We start from the raw sequence: 23,259 nt of genomic DNA on the forward strand, positions 1-23,259 counted from the left end.
AACAGTCAACAGTCAACCGTTAACCATTTTACCTTTTAATTGCTCAAACTCTTCTAATGTATTGCAATTCGATAACATTACTGCTTCTCGTTCCCCTACAGGTAGAGGGATTGCGGAGATTTGATTTAACCACACTTGAAAGGAACGTCCCCCTTTGTCAATAAAACTTTGCAAGCTGGGCAGAGATTGTTGGCGGTAGAAGCCGCACAAAGGCTCCCAGCGCGAATTTTGATAAGGCACAACTGCTAAAGTTGATGGGGGAAATTCTGTTAACTGAGTTGCCCAATTCTGAATAATCTGGGCATCCAACAAGGGCAAATCGCAAGCTAACAGTAAAATCCAGTCGGCGGCTATTTCTGTCAATCCCTGAGTCAATGCAACCAAGGGCCCGGAGCCCGGATTGTACTCTACCAGAAATTGGGATGTTTCGGTTAATGTCGATCGATAGCGATCGGGCCAAGCAGTCAGAACATAAACTTCGGGGGTTACAACTGCGGCAACTTCCAACGCCCGCTGAAATAGGGATTTGCCCTCAATTTCCAGCAAAGCTTTATCCCTACCCATCCGCGAACTTTGACCGCCTGCAAGCACAATTACAGCAATTTTATGATTAGTCATTAGTCATTAGTCATTAGTCATTAGTCATTAGTCATTAGTTATTAGTCATTAGTTATCGCAAGAATTGCCTGTTTTGAATAGGCCAAATGCCTGTTCCACAATAATTATTGGAGATGTCTAGTAGTCAGTAGTCAGTAGTCATTAGTTAACTGTCAACTGTCAACTGTCAACTGTCAACTCAAAACACTAACTGCTTGGCTAACTTCCTCAAGTTTTTGCACGACTTGACCGCTGCTCAATAAAGTTTCTGCCTCAATCAAACCCGAGTTTATATCCAAACAAACTCCGCTGCGCCACAGATAAAAGCCGCCGTTCCAGATAGCGGACTGCATCAATTCTGAGGGTTTTCCCAGCAACACTTCCTGCATTTGTTTGAATAACTCTGGGGCTGATTCCAAGGCAGGATTTGTGTTGCTAAAACCGTAATCTCCGTGAGCTAAAAGCACTCGTTCAAACTCAGCATCCGGCTTGGAAATGCCGATAATCGCAGTACGATCGCGCGGCAAATCGCAGCTTCCCTCCAATCCTTTGACTGTGGTATAATTTTTTATTCCCCGCAGCTCAAAGGCTTTTTGAAACATACTTTCTGTGGGCGGGTGGACGTAGCCTGATATGACGTTAACGTCGCCGGCACAGGGACACCACATCAACTCCATTGTCGAAAAAGGTGGCCGTTTACCAATTTCGCGGCGGTAGGGAACTAAAGCGGCGGCTTGAGGAAAATGCTTGGGAAGGTAAACAAAACCCAAACCCGTATTGTCAAAAACTTGCTGGACTTTTTCTAAACTCAGTTTTCTCCAGTCAACTCCCAAACCGCGCCAAATTTCAATCAGGGGAATGCCTTCCTTGGTTGGCATGGTATCGCCCCCGTGCATGACTGCTGGAACGCCCCTAGCCGCTAAAATTAGGGCGGTTATTGGGCTAATTGGAGCTGTGCGCGATCGCCCGTCGTAAGCAACGCCAAACACGGCCACGGTAGAGACGGAAAACCCTTTTTCTCGGTTTGGGGGGGCAAGAAGGGGCCCCAATTCTTCATAAGCATCGAGCATTCCGGCTAATTCTTCCCCAGTCGGCCGTTTAATGCGGTGGGCAATCATAAAAGCTCCGATTTGAGCCGGTGTTGCTTCTTGCAGCAGCATCATCCGCGTGGCTGCTGCTGCTTCGGAGCGAGTTAAGTTTTCTCCTGTGTGTACTCCGCTGCCAATTTTTCGCAGCAATTCTCTAAATGCGTCACTCATAACATTTGAAATTGGTAATTGGTAAGGGGTAGTTGGTAGTTAGTAATTGGTAGTTAGTAATTGGTAATATTTGAATCCGTTTAAATTTAAAATTCCCAAAATTCACTTCAAAATTATCGAATTAACTCCCTGATTTTTCTAGCTTGATTACATCAAAAGGCGGCACAAATTCGCGTACCAGATTCCAGAAATGGGCGATCGGCGGAATTTGCATTCGATCGTGTGTTGTCACCAATACCACTTCGCGAGTCCAAGTGGGATCTGCAGCCGATTGGCCGATCGCCGAAACCTTGGAATTTGACCGATCTTGGGCGATCGACCGAATTGCTAAAGTACGATCGCCCTTCGCCTCCACCAAAGCTGAATGCGGCAGCAAAGCAATCAATTCTCCCTGTCGCACCACACCCCGAAAAGCATCAAGAGTGTTGAGTTCCAAAACAGCATGAAGTTTAGCACCGATGCGTCCAAATTGTTCTTGCACCATCCGCTGCATTCCGTACCCATCCTTAAACACCACTTGCGGGTAACAAATCAATTCCGGCCAAGGTACTCGATCGTACTGGGCCAGAGGATGACCCGCCGCCATCAATACCTCGATCGGCTCATTGTAGAGCACCTCAACCAACATTTCCGGGGCTTGAGTAAAATAGCGGTTGTTCATCACCACCGCTATGTCCACCAACCCATCTTTGAGAACTTTCAGGGCTCGATCGCTCCCGAGGGCAGTCACCCGCAATTGCACGTCTGGATAGTCGCGGCAAAACTTTTGCAGCACAGGCGGCAAATAAGCAGCGCAAACCGAATGAATCGCAGCCACGCAGAGTTCCGGCTGCTTTCCCGCCCGTAAGTCTCCCAATTCTTCAGCAGCATTTTGCCAAGTCTGACAGATTTTGCGAGCGTGAGGCAGTAGGCATTCCCCTCCCACGGTCAGTTTCGCGTGGGCCGTGCGGTGAAACAGCGACAAACCCACTTCCGCTTCTAATCCCTGCACTTGGCGGCTAATAGTCGATTGGGTAACGCCACACTTCCGGGCCGCTTGCTGAAAGCTACCAGTTTCAGCAACTGAAAGAAATGCTTGAAGCTGCTCTAAGCGCATGGATGTTTAATTCGAGATGGTTTCAGAAATTTTACTGGAAGATAATCTGTGACATTAACCGATTTAGTAGCAGAATTTAGTAGACTTTGATACAGGTACAGATTAGTTTTGATTCCGGCGCCAGAGGCGGCGATGCTTCGCTCCAAGCATCAATCTGCTCCGGCAGGATTTCTGAGCCTCCAAGTAGAGGTTGATTCTCCTATGTTGAAGGGATTTCTGAATCTGCAAACTTATCAAAAAATAGATTCAATCAAGATGAATTTATCGAATATTGCAAGCTTCTAGCTAAACCGTTTCAATGAACGGCGCTCTAGTAATCTCTTCATCAAGTGCGCTCAATTGCTCTGTTTTTCCGTAAGTTGTGAATTCAAAAGATAGCATTGAATTTCGTACCTCCTTGGGAATTCTAGTACCTCACTCTCCCTAAACCTCTCAATAAATGTACGAATATTTCAGGCAGGTTAAAGCCTGCTGTGAACTTTCCTCCCCGGACTAAAGTCACTTTTGTTTTATGTTTTTTTGTGTATAAACTAGAAATTAGCGGGTCAGCAACACAAGTGCAACTAGGATCGATCGCACAGGAAAGCCGAAATGCTGCTCTTTATTAAGATTATGTCATTTAACCACAATTTTATTCCCCAAGATGGCTGTTGCCAGTGGCAACCCCAGTTGATGGGACTGCACGCGGTCAGCGATGTGTTAATTGCCTTGGCTTATTATTCAATTCCAGCACTTCTGACATACTATGCCCGGAAGCAGCGGGACGTGCCTTTGAGCAAGGGGTTTATCCTATTGGGAGCCTGGTTTTTCTGGGGCGGGACAACTCACTTGATGCAAGTTTGGATGCTGGTGCATCCCAGCGAATGGCTGTCAAGTTCGATCGCCGCCTTGACCGCGATCATCTCTTTGTGGGTTTTAGCGTCCCTGATACCCTCGATTTCTCAAGTGTTGGCTTTGGCTGGGCCGGCCTATTTTCCTGGAAATACGGCGCTGGGAACCCAAAAGGTCGATCGACGGCAAGCCGACTCTGCTATTACAAATTCCGTCCCCTGGCTCACAACCGAACTCCAGCAAATTAACGAGCAATTGCTCGCAGAAATAACCCAGCGCGAGCGAGTCGAAGAACTACTGCTTGACGCTTTAGGAAAGCTGCAAGAAAGTGAAGAACGTTTCCGCGTTTTTCAGGAATTATCTTTAGACGGATTTAACGTGTTCCGCAGCATTCGTGACGAATCCACAATTGTGGATTTTGAATGGGAATACGTCAATCCCGCAGCGGCCAAAATTCAACAACATACACCTGAAGAATTAATCGGCAAGCGATTGCTGCAAGTCCTGCCCGGTCATAAAGATAGCAGTTTGTTCGACCGTTACGTGCAAGTTGTAGAAACAGGAATTCCCCTCGATACCGAGATTTATTACAACAGGGAAGGCATTGTCGGCTGGTTTCGGATTATGACCGTTAAATTGGGCGACGGCATTGCTATTTCTTTTGGCGATATTACTAAGCGCAAGCAAGTAGAAGCATCCCTGCGCGAGGCGCTGCAAAAACTCACTTCTCATTTTGAAAATACTCCCCTAGCGGTGATTGAGTGGGATGAAAATTTTAGGGTTAGTGGCTGGTCGCCGGCAGCAGAGAAGATTTTTGGGTGGAAGGAAACAGAAGTTTTAGGCAAGCATTTTAGCGAATGGAAATTTATTGATCAGGGTGATTTTGAAGAGGTAAAATCGGCAGTTTATAGTTTAAAAAAACCAGGTAGTCGCTGCAATGTAGTTCGCAACAGCAATTATCATAAGGGTGGTTCGTTGGTGCATTGCGAGTGGTACAATTCGGCCTTTTACAGTGATTCGGGACAGTTGGTATCGGTACTGTCTCTGGTTTTGGACGTGACGGAACGCTTTAAATTTCTGGAAGTGCTGCGACAGTCTGAAGAGCGGTTTCGGATTGCTGCAGAAAGTGCCAGCGATTTGATTTACGAATGGGATATCGAGACCGACATCGTGCTGTGGTTCGGTCACGTAGACGAACATTTGGAGTACGAAAAAGGCGGATTTCCGAGGACAAGAGCAGCTTGGAACAGTATCTTGCACCCGATCGACCGCGATCGAGTTTTGGCCGCAGTCGATCGGTATTTGAGTGCGCCAGACAGTTCTGCGGCCCCATTTTTTCAGGAATACCGCGTTCATTGCCAGCGGGGCCGCTTGCTCCATTGGATTGATCGGGGCAAAGCAGTGCTTGACAAACAAGGTAATCCCTGCAAATGGATCGGCGTGATTAGCGACATCACCGCTCGCAAAGAGGCCGAACAACAGCGGAATTGGGCATTGGCGCGGGAACAGGCCGCCCGTCGCGAAGCCGAAGCCAGCGAACAGTTGTACCGTGTCCTCGCTGAAGCCATCCCGCAAATAGTTTGGACTGCCACAGCCGACGGCTGGTTCGACTACTACAACCAGCGCTGGTTTGAATATACTGGCTTGACCCTGGAGGAAACTCAAGGCTGGGGGTGGCAGCTCGCCCTGCATCCAGATGACGTGGAAGATTCCGTAGAGAGCTGGAAGACCTCGGTGGAGACAGGGAAGACTTACGAGGTGGAATACCGCTTTAAACGGGCATCTGACGGAGCTTACCGCTGGCATTTGGGCAGGGCATTGCCCGTGCGGGACGCTGAGGGGAAAATTCTCAAATGGTTCGGGACTTGTACTGATATTGACGATCGCCAGCGATCAGCCCAAACAGCATATTTTCGTGCTCAAGCTTTGGCTGTGCTGTCCTCGGCTTCCCTCGATTACGAGGAGGCGCTGCAAGGTTTGGCAGATTTAACAGTACCGACGCTGGGGGATTGGTGCTGTGTGCATTTGCTTGATGCCGACGGCTCGATCCGCTTGCAAGCAGTTGCTCACTCAGATCCAAGCAAAGTAGCTCTGCTGTGGCAAATTGATCGGCGTATGCCGCTAGACCCCCAGGGACGGCACGGAGTAGCAAAGGTGCTACGGACTGGTGAGTCGAAGCTCTACCCAGAAATACCGGAATGGGTGATCGAGGCGGTTGTGCCCGACAGGGAACTGCAGTTGGTGCTGCGAGCCCAATCCCAGGTGCTGTCGGCAATCTGCGTGCCGCTGATCGCTCGCGGGCGGACGCTGGGAGCGATTTCGTTGCTGTGCGGGGAGTCGGGCCGCCGCTGCGGGGAGGAGGATTTGGTTTTGCTGGAGGATTTGGCGCGGGATGCGGCTGTGGCGATCGACAATGCGCGACTTTACCGGGAAGCGGCGGAGGCCAACCGGATTAAAGACCAGTTTTTGGGAACGCTTTCTCACGAGTTGCGGACGCCTCTGAACGCGATTTTGGGCTGGGCCCAGATGCTGCGGCAGCGCCAGATGAGTCCGGAAAAAACGGCTGTGGGTTTGGAGACTATTGAGCGAAACGCCCGGTTGCAGACTCAAATGATTGAGGATTTGCTGGACGTTTCCCGGATTGTCAGTGGCAAAGTGTGTTTGAAGCTGTTCCCGGTGGATTTGGTGCGGATTGTAGAAACGGCGGTGAAGGCGCTGACCCCTGATGCTGAAGCTAGGGGAATTGAATTGGTCAGTTTTTGTGGCGAAAAGGTAAGCTCGGTGAGGGGCGATGCTACTCGTTTGCAGCAGGTGGTGTCTAATTTGCTCTCGAATGCTATTAAGTTTACGCCGCCGTCGGGTCGCGTGGAAATCACGCTCTCGGAGGATGGGGAACCGGGAGCAGCGGGTGACGCCATGTTGTCTGGGCCGTCTCCGGTTCACTCTGTTTCGATCGTTGTCAGAGATACGGGAATTGGCATCAGCAAGGAGTTTTTGCCCTTTGTGTTCGATCGCTTCCGCCAAGCTGACAGCTCTTCTACTCGCAATTACGGCGGCCTGGGACTAGGATTGGCGATCGTCCGCCATCTCGTGGAACTCCACGGCGGCAGTGTCTGGGCCGAAAGTCCTGGGGAAGGACTCGGCTCGACTTTCGGAGTGCGGCTGCCAATAACAACAGTTAACAGTTAACTGTTGTTATTGGTTACTGGTTATTCGTTATTTTATTGATACCAGGACTCTGCTCTTGAGCGTAAGATTCATTGGTAAAATAGTAATGGCTGTGCGGTTCGTTTTTAGGACTTACTCCATTCACCACTAAGCCCAGAACGTGCTGGCTTGATTTCTTCAATAGCTCCTTCGCAAAAGCCACAGTACCAGAATTAAGAACTCCAGGTCGCACAACCAATAAAATCCCATCTGCTTTATTCCCCAGAATCAGAGCATCAGCAGCAACATTCAGAGAAGGAGCATCAATAATCACTGCATCATAAGTAGCCGCAAATTGCTTAATCAATAAAGTGATACGCTGTGAATCCAACAGAGCCATTGGATTAGGGGGAATTACCCCACAAGTGAGCACATCTAAATTATCCATGACTTGGGCGATCGCATCCCCAAACCCAGCTTGTCCAACTATCACATTGCTCAAACCTACTTGATTGGGAAGCTCCCAAATCCGATGTTGAACAGGACAGTGCATATCCGCATCTACCAGCAAAACCTTCCGTCCTAATTGAGCTATAGCTACAGCCAAATTAGCCGATACAGTAGACTTGCCTTCTTGCGGTAGCGAACTACTGACAACAATCACTTTCAGCTCTTTATCCGAACTCAGGAACCTCAGATTCGCCTGAAGCATTCGGTAAGCAGCACTACTCGACGTATGGGGAGTATCTCTCACAACAATCTGTCGGGGAGATTGTTCTAAATCCTGCGAAGCAGACTTAAGTCGCCAGGAATTGCGCCGAGGATTTTTTTCAGACTTTCTATGAAAAGGAATCACCCCCAACAAAGTAAACCCAAATAATTCCCTCGCCTCTTCAATAGTTTTGACAGACTTATCTTGAGATTCTAAAAGCAGCGCCGCAGCTATACCCAGCAGAGTTCCCAAAAAACCGCCAGATACCAGCAATAAAGACTTGCGAGAACGCACTGGTTCTTCGGGAACACTCGGCTTTTGGATAATCCGAGCATTCCCCACTTGCTGATTTTCAGTAATCCGAATTTCCTGGAGTTTTTTTTGCAATTCCTGATAATCAGCTTCGGCTTCTTGGAGTTTTCTTTCTAGTTCCCGCTTTTCCTTCTCTAGCTTCGGCAAAAGTTTTACCCGCTGCTTGTACCCAGCTAGAGCATTTGATAGAATAGTAACTCGTTGACCCAAACCCTGGCGTTCTACATCTACCTTGATAAATTCTTCGATCAGTTTTGGTTTCACCTCTCCTATCTGTAAACTTTGATTTGGCAACGGCTGTTGCCCGCCTAAAACTTGTTGTATTTGTTGGTCTAGTAAAGCTTTCATCGTAGCTTTCTTAGTTTCTAACCTAGTGATTATAGGCGAATTGTCCTGGTAGCGATTTTGCTCAATTGCTAACTGCCGCTCTATTTGTTTGTATTCTTTGAGAGCTTCCTGCACAGTGCTAGATTGGCTGAGATTGCTGGCGGTCAATGCTTGCTGGGGATTCATTTGTAATTCGTCTTCAAATGCTTTAGACTGAGCTCTGGCCTTGAGCAAATCAGACTTAGCTTGGTCGATTTGACTTTCTAGTCCCGCCATAACTGCCACTGCTGATTTAGCTTCTTCTTCAAGATTTACAACTTTATTATCTTCTTTAAATTTGCTCAATTCTGCCGCTGCTTTCCGCATAGCTTGGTCTGAATTAGGCAGTTTTTTTTCAATAAACTGTCGAACAGAGACAGCTTCTAAGCGATTTACTTTTTGATTGTTATCAATATAAAATTTCATCAGGCTTTTTACGACATCTGCTGCTATTTTTGGGTTTTGGTGTTTGTATGAAACCGTTAGGATATCAGCTCCCCGAATAGTAGCTACTGTCAGTTTTTTTAAAAAATCCTTGGTTTTCAGAGGATTATTTTTTTCGTCTTTTAACTGAAGCCTATTTATAGTTTGTTCGACATTTTCTAGAGAACGAATCAGTTCGATCTCGGTAGTCAGAGGGTTACTTTGCTCTGCCGCAGGAGTCAACTGTCCGATTTCTTTTCCCAATTCTGTTAAAGCAGAGCCAGGAGTGGTTTTCTTAAATAACAGCTTTCCTTCTGCTTCATAAACTGCTTTTTGCTTCAGCGTGGCGTAGGTGGTGAGTGCCACAACCGAGGCAAATACAGCTAAGGCTGGCAGCCACCTGCGCTTCAGAATCTGCCAGTATTCCTGAAATCCGATACCACTTTCAGTTGATTCCATCAGGTACTCCGAAAAATGATTTTTTGTAAACTCTAACACCCTAGGGCGTGTTTTCAAACTATAACCACAACAGACTGCGGGCGATCGTAATCATGGCTGTATAATTTGCAGCCAATTTCTCATATCGGGTAGCAATAGGTCTCCATTGCTTGAGTCGGTTGATAGCACATTCAACTATATTGCGTTGACGGTAGATTTCACGGGTAAAAGAACCGCGACGTAGTTCATTTGAAAGTCGTGGGATGGTAAAACGGATACCTCGCCGACGTAGATCACGAAGGATGCGACGACGTGCGATCGCTTTGTCTCCTACGACTCTTTCAGGGGGTTGACTCGGACGACCTGCACCAGAATGCGCTTACTACTCCTTGTTCAATCAATTGTTCTAAAAAAATTGACTCGTTACGTTGACAAGCGACTCAGAAGAAAAGTTATAGGTTTACCTTTACCCTCACTTTAACGTATGTGTATTTTGGTACTAAAACCACCACGATAACGGCCTAGTTTTTCCTGTGATTCGCCTCCTTTTTTCCACCATAGCCGAGGGTTGGTGGGCACGGATCACGGCTCGATCGACGTAATGAACCGGATAGTCTAGCTTTCGGAGTTGATCCGTATCGGCTTGTAGGCCTTATTTGACTTGTTTCCTTCGATCTTTTTGCCACCGATAAAACCGTGTTGCCACCATGAACCCACTTACTATAACGTTTTGGCTGGTCTCGCCACAGAGTCCCGGTTCTGAGTATCCACAGAATGCCATTGACAACTTGTCGATGGTCGTGACGCAGGCTTACCGGTTTTGGGTTGGATCGGTGGAAGTAGCGGTTTTAACTAATCCCCCTGTCCCGTACTTAAGTCTCCAAGGGTTCCTCAAGACTCCCTGCCGGAACTCGCCTATTTTCGAGGATACAACGAGGCAAGAAAACACGCCCTAGGCTTTTAAACTCATTATTGAGAATATCCATTATCTCACTTAAGTCAAGCACTGTCATGGTTGTAACACATATGTTGTTAGTCATCCCCCTAAAGACATATATTTTGGTGAAGATAAGTAAATAATTGTAAAATTTTATGGCGATGGAACCAATAGTAGGAGAAGATAAACGCACCAATAACCTGGCATCTAAAAATTTTATCTCAAAGAAAATACTCTCGAAAAGGAAATTAAGAGCCGGGACATATTCTTGATAATCTCTCCTTAATGATAATATCACTTGAGTGAGGCCCGACGATTAAAAGGTTGATTAATTTCAGGGGACAGGGTGGTATAAAAGAATACCTCAGAATTAGGTACTCGATCTAGTTACGGTAAAGTTGTTGTCTCATAGCGTCGGAGGAATATGATCATAAAAAAAATTAGCAAAGTGTTGGTGGGATTAAGAACCCGTCATTTTTTGGTAATCGATGCAATTTGTTTTGCGATCGCACCATTACTGGCCTTGGCAATTCGTTTAGATGATACATTGACTCTGGCTCCCTATCTAAACAGTCTAGCGGTAGTTACAGTATTATTTGTAGCAGTCAAACTAGCAGTATTTTATGCCGGCGGCTTCTACAAGCGTTACTGGCAGTATGCGGGTCTGGAAGAAATGGCACAAATAGCGATGCTGATAGGTATATCCCTAGCAGTGGAAATTATCTTGTTCCAACAACTCTACCAGCTAAATAATTCCCCGATCGCAAATCTGCCACGCTCGCTGCCGCTACTAGACGCTATCATCAGCTTTTTGTTAGTGGCGGCGATTCGTTTCAGCATTCCAGCCCTGGAAAGATGGAACCAAAAATCGTGGAAAGTTCCGCAACGCGATCGGGTCCTGATAGTCGGTGCGGGCAGTGCAGGCACATCTCTGATGCAAACGATGCAGAGGAGCCCAGAGGTAGGACTCGATCCAATCGCTTTCATAGACGACGACCCCAAAAAAATCAGCAAGCAGATTCGCAAACTGACTGTAGTCGGCAATCGCTGTAACATTCCGGAAGTAGTTCGATCGCTAAATATCGGCAAAGTCATGATTGCCATCCCCTCAGCTCCGGGAAAAGAGATTAGGGAGATCGTAGAAATTTGTCAGTCAATTGGAATTCCAACCAGCACCCTCCCCGGCCTCAATGAAATCATCAACGGTCGTGTCAGTTTAGGTAGCCTCAGAGAAGTACAGATTGAGGACTTGCTCCGCCGCGCCCCCATCCAAACCGATACCCAAAAAGTCTTGGGATTGATTGGAGGCAAAAAAGTTCTAATTACCGGTGCCGGCGGCTCCATCGGCAGCGAACTTTGTCGGCAAATATTAAAGTGCGCTCCTGCGGAAATTATCATCGTCGGACACGGAGAAAATTCTGTATTCAACATTCAACAAGAATTAGGAAAAGTCCTGTCCGAACTCAAAAAAGACAGCCCAACCCCAACAGATATTACTCGCGTGACAGCCTTTATGGCCGATATTCGTTTGCTGGAGCGATTAGAGTACGTTTTTTTAACAATGAGACCAGACATTATTTTTCATGCGGCGGCTCACAAACACGTACCCATGATGGAATTAAACCCGCCGGAAGCGATTACTAACAATGTGCGGGGGACGAAAAATCTGCTGGATCTGGCATTGAAATACAATGTGGAACAATTTGTGATGATTTCCACCGACAAAGCGGTGAATCCAACTAGCATTATGGGAGCTAGCAAAAGAGTTGCCGAAATGCTGGTGCTGCAAGCAGCCAAAAAAAGCAAAAACCCCTTTGTAGTGGTTCGTTTCGGTAATGTTCTTGGCAGCCGCGGTAGCGTCGTGCCTACTTTCAAGCGACAAATTGCTGAGGGCGGGCCGATCACAATTACCCATCCAGATATCACTCGCTATTTCATGACAATTCCCGAGGCTGTTCAACTGGTTTTGCAGGCGGCAGTCATCGGCAATGGCGGGGAAGTTTTCATGCTTGAGATGGGAGAACCAGTCAGAATTGTTGATTTGGCAAAGGATTTGATTCGGCTCTCAGGATATGAAGTGGGCAAAGACATAGAAATCGCGTTTACAGGGCTGCGACCGGGAGAAAAATTGTTTGAAGAACTGTTTATTCCGGGCGAGAAATACAACCGCACTAAACACGAAAAAATTCTGAGTCTCGGCAATGCCAGCCGCCTAGTGAAAGAAAATATTGACCAGGAAGTAGAAGCCCTTTGTCAAGCGGGCGATCGCAATGATGCGAATTTAATTGTCTCAATGCTACAGCAGTTAGTGCCTGAGTATGTACCAGGGTATTCAACCGCCTATTTGCAGGCCAATACAGCCCAAAAAAGAACTGCTGTGGCAAAGATTAGCAGTGCAGCATCTATTCAGTTAGAGAATGATTTGCTGGTGGCTCTTGTAAATGAGGAGTTTCGGATTCACTATCAGTCTATCGTCTGCCTGGAAACCAATCAAATTAGTGGTTTTGAAGCGCTTTTGCGCTGGCAGCACCCGAATCGAGGTTTGCTGTGGCCAGACGAATTCCTACCAGCGGCAGAAGAAACCGGCTTGATTGTTCCTATTGGCGAGTGGGTGCTGCGGCAAGCTTGCAGCCAGATGGGGGTTTGGCAGTCGCAATTTCGTCTTGACTCTCCTTTAACAGTCAGCGTGAATCTGACTAGCAAACAGTTTTTCCAAGCTGACTTAATCGAGACGATTGCCAAAATATTGAAGGAAACAAATCTCGATGCTCCGAGTTTGAGGTTAGAAATTCCTGAATATGTTGTGACGGAAAATTCCGAGTTGGCTGGGTCTGTTTTTCTCAAACTTAAAACTTTAGGTGTGGAAGTACAAATCGACCACTGTGGTCTTAGTGATGTATCATTAACTCAGCTCTACCAATTGACGCGGCTGAAGTATGGGAAATTCGACAGTTTGAAGCTAGATTGCTCTCTAGTCAGTGGGCTGGATGCTAGCAACCCCAACTTAGAAATTTTTCACAAAATTATTGCCATAACTCAAGAGTTAGGTATGGGCATGATTGCCACAGGAGTAGAAACGAGCTGGCAAATAGCTCAGCTAAAATCCATGAAGTGCGTCTACGGGCAGGGATACTTTTTCTCGAAGCCTGTAGAAGGCTATAAGGTAGAAAACTTGATTGGGGGTATGGCTGTTAAAAGTTAATGGGGGATTTGTGAATAACTTTGAAAGGGAAAATACACGATGGGAAATTCACCAATTAGCAAGCAGGTAATTAGTTACTCATGCAACAGTTGAAACCACTAACATTGCGCCGTAATTTTTCATGGACTTTCACAGGCAACCTTGTTTATGCGGCTTCCCAGTGGGGGATGTTGGTGGTGCTTGCTAAATTGGGCCGTCCTGAAATGCTGGGTCAATTTACCTTGGGTCTGGCGGTGACAGCGCCGGTATTCATGCTGACAAATCTGCAACTGCGATCAATCCAGGCAACTGATGCTAAACACGAGTATCTTTTCGGCGACTATCTGGGACTCAGATTGATCGGGATATTCTTGGGAATTTTGATTGTGGCAGGGATTGCGATCGCAGCAGGATATCGCTGGGAGACATCGCTGGTTATTTTAACGTTGGCTTTAGCCAAAGGATTTGAGTCAATCAGCGATGTATTTTACGGACTGATCCAGAACCACGAACGAATGGATCGCATTGCCATATCTCTAATGATTAAAGGGCCACTTTCACTGGTCATGTTGGGTATAGGAGTTTACTCAACGAGGACTGTTTTAGGGGGTGTAGTCGGTTTGACTGTTGCTTGGGCTTTTCTTCTCTTTACTTTCGACGTTCGTAGTGGGGCATTACTGTTGAAATCTCCTCCTTTATTAGAAGGGGAGAATTTGCCAGAACTGGCGCTTCAGTCATCAGTAGTAATTAAAAATCCCCTCCAACCGCGCTGGGATTGGAAAACCCTAGTTAAGCTGATTTGGCTTGCCCTTCCTCTAGGTTTGGTGATGATGCTGATTTCCCTCAATACAAATATCCCTCGCTACTTTATCGAGCGGTATTTGGGCGAGCGAGAACTGGGAATTTTTGGTGCCATATCTTACCTAATGGTCGCAGGAACAATGGTCATAAGTTCGCTAGGGCATTCAGCCAGTCCGCGATTGGCAAAATACTACGCAGCGGGAGATAGCGCTGCTTTCCGCAAGCTTCTGTTTAAGCTGGTACAATTTGGGTTCGGGCTGGGTGGGGCGGTCGTCCTAGTGGCTATGGTGGTCGGTAGGCAACTTCTCGCTCTGATTTATAGACCTGAATATGCCGAGCAGGCAGATATATTAGTGTGGTTGATGATAGCCGCAGGTATTGGTTACGGATGCTCTTTTCTAAGTTCCGCTCTGACAGCTGCTAGGTGCTTCCGCATTCAATTGCCTTTGTTTACTTTAGTAACAGGTGCTTCAGCGACAACGGGCTTGTGGTTAATTCCCGCTTACGGACTGCGAGGAGCAGCGTTTGCCTTAATTATTGCGTCAGTCGTGCAACTATTTTTAAGTTTGGGAATTATTTTCTATGTACTCCATCAAATCAGTAGATATTCAAAGACAGAATCATAAAGCTAAATTGAGCGATGGCGGTTTAATACGCATCCTCCACGTCGTAGGAGGCATGAGCCAAGGTGGGATCGAAACTTGGCTCATGCACGTCCTCAGACATATCGATCGCGATCGCTTCCAGATGGATTTTCTGGTTCACACTACCGAACCCTGCGCTTACGACGATGAAGTTCTCGCCCTTGGCAGTCGAATTATCCGTTGCCCTCACATCCACCAGCCGTGGATATACAGCCCTCAATTCAAACAAATTCTCCGCGATTATGGCCCATACAATATAGTTCACAGTCACGTTCATTACTTCAGCGGTTACGTTCTTCGCTTGGCGAAGCAGGCAGGAGTACCCATCCGGATTGCCCACAGCCATAACGATACTTCCTCATCTGAAGCAAAGGCGAAATGGTCTCGACAATTGTATTTAAGTTTAACCCGACGGTGGATTGGTAAGTATGCTACTTTAGGACTCGGATGCAGCCAGAAAGCAGCCGCAGATCTGTTTGGCCCTGCTTGGAAAAGCGATCCCCGTTGGCAAATTCTCTACTATGGCATCGACCTAACGCCCTTTGGAGAACAGCTAGATCCAGTGTCAGTACGGGGTGAATTAGGTATACCTGATGATGCTTTTGTAGTTGGTCACGTAGGTAGATTTGAAGAACAAAAAAACCACCTATTTCTGTTGGAAATAGCAGCGGAAATTGCCAAGCGAGAACCTAAAATGTGCCTGTTACCTATCGGTAGTGGTTCCCTACGTCCGCAGATCGAGCAAAAAGCAATTGACATGGGTTTAACCGAGCATATTATCTTGGCAGGTAACCGACGAGACGTACCCCGCCTGATGCTTGGTGCAATGGATGTTTTCATGTTGCCATCCCTTCATGAGGGATTACCAGTAGTAGGAATAGAAGCTCAATCCGCTGGGTTGCCCTTTATTTTGTCGGATGTTATTACAGAAGAGGTAGATATAGTTAAGCCTTTAGTGCAACGCATCAGTCTGTCCCAACCAGCCTCCGTGTGGGCTGATGCGGTTTTGGCAGCTAGAAATGCCGCCTCGCTCCTTACCCGCGCAGAAAGTCGAGCTATCCTAGAAAGCAGCCCATTTAATATAGCATTTAGTGTAAAAGCACTAACAAAAACTTATTGCGATGAATCGTGCCAAAAATATTAGAGCAGATAAAGTTAGCCTTTTAGTTCTTGCTGCTCATTGTTTTATTTTGGCAAGTTTGAATTTATTCAACTTGCTGTATGATTTATGGGGTTTAGAAGCTGAGTCGCTGATTTATCCTACCTGTTGTTTGTTCATGGCACTCGCTATTTGGACATATTGGTCGTGGTATCTGGTTACACAAAGCTTATTTAACCCTTATCTGCTGTTTTTTCTGTCAGCGGTATTATTTAACGGCGGGCAGGCACTGTTAGAAGTTTTTCACATGAATCCGGACGGTATTTTAGATGGAGAACTCACATCAGAAAGCCTCCTCAAAACCCTGTTTTTTGTGATCCTTGGTTTATCATCATTTCATTTGGGAGGATTAATTAGTGCTGTTCACGGAAAAGTCATAGGTGTTAAAGCAAAGCAAAAAAAAGACTTAGAAAGTGTTCGGAAGGATACTTCTAAAGTTGGATGGACATTTTTTAGCATATCGTTTTTGCCATCTTTGCTCGTAATCCAACAAACTATTAGCATTGTTTTATCGGGTGGCTATTTTAGCCTTTACCAGCAAGATGATGCTACCAGTTTTGGTGCAGCACCTCAAATCTTGTCTGATTTTCTTGTGCCAGCAGCTCTGTTTATACTTGCTGGCAGTAAAAAGCTCCCCAAAAGTCAATTTATATCTGCATCTGTGATCGTTGTTTATGTAGCAACTAGGTTTTTCTTAGGCCAAAGAAATCAAGCCGTAATGCCATTGATTGCCTTTGCATGGCTATGGAATCAAATGATTTACCCGATTCCTAAAACTTTATTATTCGGGGTGGGTGGCTTTTTAGGATTCATTGTTATGCCTTTGGTTGGAGCTACTAGAAATTCTGCTGGTCAAGATCGTTTATCTGCTGATTCGCTTTTGCAAACCTTGTCTTCTATGAATAATCCTGTTGCAGAAATTATCTCTGAAATGGGAGGTTCGATAAACACCGTTGCTTACACCCTCGAACTCGTTCCCAAGGTTCATGGTTACAACTTGGGGGCTGACTACTTCTATGCCTTACTTACCCTGATTCCTAATTTGTTTTGGAAAATTCACCCGACTATTGAGCGAGGCACCTGCGGTAAATGGTTAACCCGGCAAATTAAGCCCAGCTTTGCTGCCAGAGGTGGTAGCTTAGGGTTTTCTTTTATTGCCGAAGCTTATCTCAATTTTGGTTGGGCGGGAGGACTCATTGCCTTGGGAGTACTTGGTTTTCTGGTAGGAAAACTTACTTTATGGGCAACCCGATCGGAGAATCCAGCTAAAATGGCAATGGTTGCCAGCTTCCTTTCTTTTTTCATGTTTTACGCCCGCTCTGATTCTATTTCTCAGATTCGTTCTTTAGTATGGTACTCTCAGATTCCCTATGGGAGCGTGCGCTTGCTAGGCTGGTTACGATCCAAAAAATTGATCGCATAAGCTGTCAATAGTTTGATGTTTTTAGGGTAAGAAGTTAACGTTGTGATTGTTGCTACTAGATTTAGATCGAAAAAGTTGCAGCGTATCACCGCTAGCTACTTGCAAAGAGTTTCTCTTAACCTCACAGTTAGCCACGCAATTACTCTCCCAAATAATTCCGGCCTTCATGGTGTTTGCTGTTTGATTATCAACTAGAGAATTGTCATTAACTTTCACCCGCTCGAACAATCCGTCAACAATGATTGCCGCTCTGTAATAGTCATTAAAAGAACCGCTACTTCGACCCGGATTTAGAATAGTGTTATGGGAGATTTCCCCGCCAACGATCGGCATGGATATATAAATACCTCCACCTAGAGAGTTTTCAATTGTGTTTCCCAAAATGCGGAGATTTTTAGTTACCACCTTGGGAAATTTATATCTCCATAATTTTATGCCATTAGCCAGATTGTCGCCACCACTACCCTTCCCAGAGAAATTACTAAAGTAAATTTGATTGTTCAGAATGTTTAGGTTTTCGATCGGTGCGTCGGATCTTGGCTCTAACCAAATACCCGCGCTCCTAGTATCACCCCCCAATTTGCGCCAATCATTAATATTTAGGCTAATTTGATTATGAGATATTGTGCAATTGCCGATAGCTGGATTGGTAGTATTAGTTTTGTAAAAATAAGACCATATTGCAATACCCGTGTAAGCTTCTTTGATGATATTATGAGTGATCGTTTGATTGTTGGAACTGATGGCGAAACCCGTAACATATATACCATTTGTAAAACCATGAATTATGTTATTATCAACAACTTGGTCATCTCCGTGAATCTCAATAGCCGTCCTTGCTCCAGGTGTTCCCGCACCATTCCTGGAAGAGAAATAATTATGAGATATCCTCACTTTTTTGGCATGGCTGTAAATTGTTGAGTGATCGTAATCGACGCTGCCTCCACCTATTAATTCAAAAATGTTATTTTCGATCGTCACATCAGATACTAATAGTTCGCCGTTTATAGTGATGCCATTAACGTTGTTGAGGTTGCTAAATCTACAGCCTTCTATATGAATTCTTTTACCTGCAAAAATACGGAGCGCGTATCTATGCTTTGTGTTGTCTTCAAGCTCTGATTCGGATCTAACTCGATTTGCAGTGCCGTTACCATCAATGGCAATATTATACATAGCAAAATCAGAAAGATCCGTTTTGGGTTTTTCCCCTGCTAAAATCGCGCTATAATTACCTTGGCTATCGGCTAATTTAATAATGCTGTTGTGATGTCCCGACCCGCGTAAAATTACCTTTGGTCGAATGGTAATAGCTTGTAAGGTCGCAGGGTTAATACTAACTTGATAAATTCCTTTTGGGAAAAATAATGTTCCGCCCCCAGAGCGATCGACGGCATCAATTGCTTTCTGAATAGCGCTGGTGTCATCTGCAATGCCGTTGCCAATAGCTCCAAAGTCTTTGACAGAAACAGTGACAGAAACAGTAACAGGTTTTGCCAACCTGGTAGATTGAATCGGGGCAGTAACTCTAACATTTAGAGACGATTGCTGTAAATCAGCATTACTTTTTGATTGGGACGCTCGTGCAGATGCCGCCAGCGCTATCTCGCTTCTAATAGGGATAGACTGCTGTCCATTTTCCGCAGTTACATCGGGTTGTCGTTGAGTGTTAAGTTTATTTAAAACCCTCAACGATAAAATTACTATAAATCCTAATCCTACCGTAAGCAACAAGGTTTTAAGTAGCACGATTTTTGATATTTTATATTTCATAGCCTTTGTTTCCAGTAGGAGCGATCGCAGTTGCGATACATGAAGAAAAATTATTTTTGTAACAATTTTTAACAATCTGCCTTAATGTAGATGCTATGTTATAAATTATAGTTTATTTACGCAAAAAACTTTAGGTTAGGGAGAAGAAATTTACCAAATTTAAATTTTCTGTAAAAATAATATTTTTTTATCGATTCTATATTAGAAATAGAAGGTTTCTAGTAAATTAATTGTAGGGGCTGTCGATAGATGAAAGTTGTTGTAACCCTTGAATATCGGTTCGATCGCACGCCAGAGGGAAAAGTGTGGACGCAAACAACCTTTCCCTATAGCTTCTGGACGCGCTACTTAGAAGTATTCGATCACGTCAGCGTAGTAGCCCGTACCCGCGATGTACCCCGCGTGCCTTCAGATTGGCAACGCGCAGACGGCGAGGGAGTTTCCTTTGCTCCCATTCCATACTACATCGGCCCTTGGCAGTATCTCCGCAAGGCGCGAAAAGTCAAACAGGCGGCCAGAAACGCTGTCGGCCCAGACGATGCCGTAATTTTACGCCTAAGTTCCCAAATAGCTTCCTGCATCCAACCGATGTTGTGTAAAATCCGACATCCCTACGGTGTAGAAATTGTGGCAGACCCTTATGATGTATTTGCGCCCGGTTCCATCAAGCATCCCTTGCGCCCTCTTTTTCGTTGGTGGTTTCCACGAGGTTTGCGACGTGAATGCCAAGAAGCCTGCGCTGCTGCCTACGTTACAAAAGATGCTTTACAAAAACGATATCCTTGTCCCAACTTATCGGTTGGTGTATCGGATGTAGAAATTTTAGAAGCTTCGCTGGTGGCTGCACCCCGTCCCCTGCGTCGGGAAACAGGAACTTTGACGCTACTGTTTGTAGGTTCCTTAGCCCAACTATATAAAGCTCCCAATATTTTGATTGAAGCTGTGGCAATCTGTATGCAGGAAGGAGTAAATATCGAATTAATTATGGTTGGCGATGGCAAATACAGAGCAGAATTGGAAGAACAGGTTAAAGTATTGGGCTTGGGAAAGCGAGTTTCTTTCCTCGGTCAGTTGCCATCTGGGGATGCAGTACGCGCCCAGTTAGATCGCGCCGACCTTTTCATTCTCCCCTCATACCAAGAAGGCTTGCCCAGAGCAATGGTAGAAGCAATGGCAAGAGCTTTGCCTTGTATTGGCTCTACCGTCGGTGGCATTCCCGAATTACTGCCAGATGAGGATATGGTGTCGCCTGGTAATGTAAATGCCTTAGCGAGTAAAATTCGGGAGGTAGTAACAGATCCCGATCGCATGGCGCAGATGTCAGCTCGTAACTTGGAGAAAGCCAAAGAGTATACAGATGAAGTTCTCCGCCAGCAGCGACTGGTATTTTATCGCTACGTGCGAGAGCAAACAGAAGCATGCTTGAGGGGAAAAAAATGAACAAACTTTTAATTGTTACTACTATCCCCGATACCCTTGACTTTTTTCTGCCTTTGACCAAGCACTTACGGAGTCAAGGTTGGCGAGTAGATGCGATGGCGAAAGAGCTGTCCACTAGCAAGGAATACCTACAATTTTTCGATCGCGTTTGGGATGTTGAATGGTCGCGCAATCCCCTCGATCCCAAAAATTTGATTACGGCTCCGGGACAAATTCGGCAGGCATTTTTGGAACAGCAATACGATTTAGTAAATGTTTCCACGCCCGTAGCTGCTTTTGTTACCCGCTACGCTCTTAATGATTGGAGAAAACAGGGAAAAGTCAAGGTAATTTACACAGCCCAAGGCTTTCACTTCTACGAGGGGGGCGCATTGCATAAAAATGCGATATTCTTAGGACTGGAAAAGATTGCGGGCCCCTGGACGGACTATTTAGTAGTAGTTAATCGGGAAGATGAAGCATCGGCCAAGCGCTATGGCTTGATCGCTGCTGAACGAGTCCATTATATTCCCGGAACTGGATTAAATCTCGATCGCTTTAATCCCAATGCTATTTCCGAAGCTGAAATAATGCGAGTACGTCAAGAGTTGGGATTGGCGCCGGAAAACTCTTTGTTTTTATCGGTGGCTGAATTTATTCCCCGCAAACGTCCTGGGGATATTTTAAAGGCCTTAGCTCAATTCGATCGACCTCAAGTTCACTTAGCTTTTGCCGGAAATGGTAAAATTTTGCAGGAAATGCAGCAACTCGCATCTAATTTGGGAATTCAAAAGCAAGTACATTTTTTGGGATTGCGGCGAGATATTCCCGTTTTGATGCGTGCCTCTGTAGCTACTGTGATTGCTTCCGGCCAAGAAGGGCTTCCTAATTGCGTCATGGAATCTTTGTGCATGGAAGTACCTGTTATCGGTACAGAAATTCGGGGCACCCGCGATTTATTAAAAGATGGCAATGGACTGCTGGTTAAATTGGGAGATGTGAAGGAAATTGCCAAAGCAATGGCATGGATTTTAGACCATCCCAAAGAAGCTCAAGAAATGGGCAAGCGCGGACGAGAAGCTATGGTTAATTATGACGTGCCCCATATCTTAGAGCTATACGGAAATTTGTATAGTGAAGCTTTATCGAATTAATTACAACCAGCCGAAGCATAAGACGGAATCAGCTATGAGTATTTGCCTTAACCCAGACTGCAGCCAACGAAATTTGCTGGTAGATTCCAGAGAGCGATATTGTCAAAGTTGCGGGTGCAATTTAGTGTTGCAAAATCGCTATTTGGTAACAAAATTAATTCGCGATTTTTGCGATCCGGGCTATAGTTCGATCTACCTGGTCGATGATAATGGTACGCCCAAAATTTTGAAAGTTTTGCAGCAACGTTACAACAATAAGCCAAGAATAATACAGCTTTTTCGGCAAGAAGTAGAGGTATTAAAAAATTTGGAGCATCCGGCGATTCCCAAGGCCGATTGTTACTTTCAACACCCGGTAAGTAATGGCAAGAGTTTGCATTGCGTTGTCATGGAAAAAATTGAGGGTTGCACTTTAAAGGAATGGCTGCAACAACACCAACCTATTGACCAGAAACAAGCCATTGAATGGTTAGAGCAGATAGTAAATATTCTAAATTTTGTGCATCAGCGGAAATATTTACATCGCGATGTAAGAGCAAATAATATTATGATCGAGAAGAGTGGTAAGCTGGTGTTGATTGACTTTGCTGGGGCAATCAAAAGAGATTTAATCTACAAGACTTATGCCTATATAAGGAAAGTAATCAGCGCCTTCATATTTACAAAGACTGAAACAGACGGTTATACACCTCCCGAACAAAACAGAAATTATTGTTTGCCTCAATCAGACTTTTTTTCGCTAGGGCGAACTTTTGTTTATTTGCTGACAGGTAAAGAACCAAAAGATGAATCAATGTACGATGGAAAATATAAGGTTTTAACCTGGCGAAAATATGCTATCAATGGGGTCTCCGAGCGGTCTGGCAATTTAATCGATAAATTGATGACACCTAATGTTTCAGAGCGATACAAAAACGCACGGGAAATATTGGAGGAAATAAGAATTATTAAGGAAGAACTAGATGCCAATAAATTGAAAATATTATAAGTTATAATGCTTGAGCAAGGATATAAAGATTAATGCGCTGGTATATCCACAGAAAAACTATCCTTTGAAAGGGCGCAATTGACACCGATAAATTTGTTAGCCAATAACTAAAAGTAGAGAATAGACCATGAATAATGACCAATCACCAAGCATCCAATTGAGTAAATTAGTTAAGTTTGTATTAGATAGGTTAGTGGCAGCGATCGCGCTTTTGGTTTTCTCTCCCGCGATACTAATAGTGGCGCTCGCCATTTACATTCGCATGGGTAGCCCAATTGTTTTTACCCAACCGCGGCCAGGCAAAAACGGCGAAGTTTTCCAATTCTACAAGTTTCGCACTTCGGACGAGCGATCGCGACGCGAAGGGCAATCTTCTCCCCGACTTAGAGCGAATCACCGCGATCGGTCAATTTCTTCGCAAAACCCGTTTAGACGAATTTCCTCAACTCGGCCACGTTATAGATGTGTCGCTTTCTACACGCAAAACTTGTATATCGTTTCCGGTTGCATCTGAATAATAACGAATGAGAGCTTTTTGTAGAGACGGCGATTTATCGCGTCTCGCCATCAGTAGGAAATCCCTAGCAATTCAACCGGAC

At 45.4% G+C, this 23,259-nt stretch carries 13 protein-coding genes and 3 pseudogenes; 10 read left to right on the forward strand and 6 right to left on the reverse strand.

What is annotated here, in order from left to right; genetic code table 11:
• Positions 1-12 precede the first annotated feature (12 nt).
• From QUA36_RS04405 to QUA36_RS04415, 3 genes are all read right to left on the reverse strand, one after another.
• Positions 13-618, reverse strand: coding sequence for a molybdenum cofactor guanylyltransferase (locus tag QUA36_RS04405; protein ID WP_333455786.1), 606 nt, complete (start codon positions 616-618; stop codon positions 13-15).
• Between the two features lie 173 nt (positions 619-791).
• Entirely contained in the window at positions 792-1,856 is a 1,065-nt protein-coding gene (locus QUA36_RS04410) for an anthranilate phosphoribosyltransferase family protein (RefSeq protein WP_333455787.1), read from the reverse strand.
• Between the two features lie 121 nt (positions 1,857-1,977).
• On the reverse strand, positions 1,978-2,952 hold the full coding sequence (locus QUA36_RS04415; RefSeq protein ID WP_333455789.1) for a LysR family transcriptional regulator: 975 nt from the start codon (positions 2,950-2,952) through the stop codon (positions 1,978-1,980).
• Positions 2,953-3,543: 591 nt separating this feature from the next.
• Here QUA36_RS04415 and QUA36_RS04420 point away from each other — a divergent pair.
• The gene (locus QUA36_RS04420; protein ID WP_333455791.1) at positions 3,544-6,972 is read left to right on the forward strand and encodes a PAS domain S-box protein; all 3,429 of its coding nucleotides are present in this window, start codon (positions 3,544-3,546) and stop codon (positions 6,970-6,972) included.
• A 13-nt stretch (positions 6,973-6,985) separates the two neighbouring features.
• Here QUA36_RS04420 and QUA36_RS04425 read toward each other — a convergent pair whose 3' ends face one another.
• The gene (locus tag QUA36_RS04425) at positions 6,986-9,202 is read right to left on the reverse strand and encodes a polysaccharide biosynthesis tyrosine autokinase (RefSeq protein WP_333455793.1); all 2,217 of its coding nucleotides are present in this window, start codon (positions 9,200-9,202) and stop codon (positions 6,986-6,988) included.
• A gap of 58 nt (positions 9,203-9,260) precedes the next feature.
• A pseudogene (locus tag QUA36_RS31265) lies at positions 9,261-10,012 on the reverse strand (IS5 family transposase).
• A gap of 530 nt (positions 10,013-10,542) precedes the next feature.
• Here QUA36_RS31265 and QUA36_RS04435 point away from each other — a divergent pair.
• The 4 genes from QUA36_RS04435 (at position 10,543) to QUA36_RS04450 (ending at position 17,326) form a co-directional block, all read left to right on the forward strand.
• The gene (locus QUA36_RS04435; RefSeq protein ID WP_333455795.1) at positions 10,543-13,320 is read left to right on the forward strand and encodes a polysaccharide biosynthesis protein; all 2,778 of its coding nucleotides are present in this window, start codon (positions 10,543-10,545) and stop codon (positions 13,318-13,320) included.
• An 80-nt stretch (positions 13,321-13,400) separates the two neighbouring features.
• On the forward strand, positions 13,401-14,726 hold the full coding sequence (locus QUA36_RS04440; protein ID WP_333455797.1) for an MATE family efflux transporter: 1,326 nt from the start codon (positions 13,401-13,403) through the stop codon (positions 14,724-14,726).
• A complete protein-coding gene (locus tag QUA36_RS04445; protein ID WP_333455799.1) occupies positions 14,683-15,888 on the forward strand; it encodes a glycosyltransferase family 1 protein in 1,206 nt (401 codons plus the stop codon). Before QUA36_RS04440 ends, QUA36_RS04445 begins: the two co-directional genes overlap by 44 nt.
• A complete protein-coding gene (locus QUA36_RS04450) occupies positions 15,866-17,326 on the forward strand; it encodes an O-antigen polysaccharide polymerase Wzy family protein (protein WP_333455801.1) in 1,461 nt (486 codons plus the stop codon). Before QUA36_RS04445 ends, QUA36_RS04450 begins: the two co-directional genes overlap by 23 nt.
• Positions 17,327-17,347: 21 nt before the next feature.
• Here QUA36_RS04450 and QUA36_RS04455 read toward each other — a convergent pair whose 3' ends face one another.
• A complete protein-coding gene (locus QUA36_RS04455; RefSeq protein ID WP_333455803.1) occupies positions 17,348-19,099 on the reverse strand; it encodes a glycosyl hydrolase family 28-related protein in 1,752 nt (583 codons plus the stop codon).
• Positions 19,100-19,348: 249 nt separating this feature from the next.
• Here QUA36_RS04455 and QUA36_RS04460 point away from each other — a divergent pair, with 249 nt between their 5' ends.
• The 5 genes and pseudogenes from QUA36_RS04460 (at position 19,349) to QUA36_RS31275 (ending at position 23,178) form a co-directional block, all read left to right on the forward strand.
• Complete coding sequence (locus tag QUA36_RS04460) at positions 19,349-20,539, forward strand: glycosyltransferase family 4 protein (protein ID WP_333455805.1); 1,191 nt, start codon at positions 19,349-19,351, stop codon at positions 20,537-20,539.
• On the forward strand, positions 20,536-21,672 hold the full coding sequence (locus QUA36_RS04465; RefSeq protein ID WP_333455807.1) for a glycosyltransferase: 1,137 nt from the start codon (positions 20,536-20,538) through the stop codon (positions 21,670-21,672). Before QUA36_RS04460 ends, QUA36_RS04465 begins: the two co-directional genes overlap by 4 nt.
• 34 nt (positions 21,673-21,706) lie before the next feature.
• Positions 21,707-21,784 (forward strand): annotated as a pseudogene (locus QUA36_RS31270) (4-Cys prefix domain-containing protein); the annotation flags it as partial.
• Positions 21,785-21,814: 30 nt separating this feature from the next.
• Positions 21,815-22,660 (forward strand): serine/threonine-protein kinase, encoded by an 846-nt coding sequence (locus QUA36_RS04470; protein ID WP_333455809.1) that lies wholly within the window; start codon positions 21,815-21,817, stop codon positions 22,658-22,660.
• Positions 22,661-22,787: 127 nt separating this feature from the next.
• Positions 22,788-23,178: pseudogene (locus QUA36_RS31275) on the forward strand (sugar transferase).
• Positions 23,179-23,259 lie beyond the last annotated feature (81 nt).

The organism is Microcoleus sp. Pol10D4, assembly GCF_036701555.1.
Lineage (GTDB): Bacteria > Cyanobacteriota > Cyanobacteriia > Cyanobacteriales > Microcoleaceae > Microcoleus.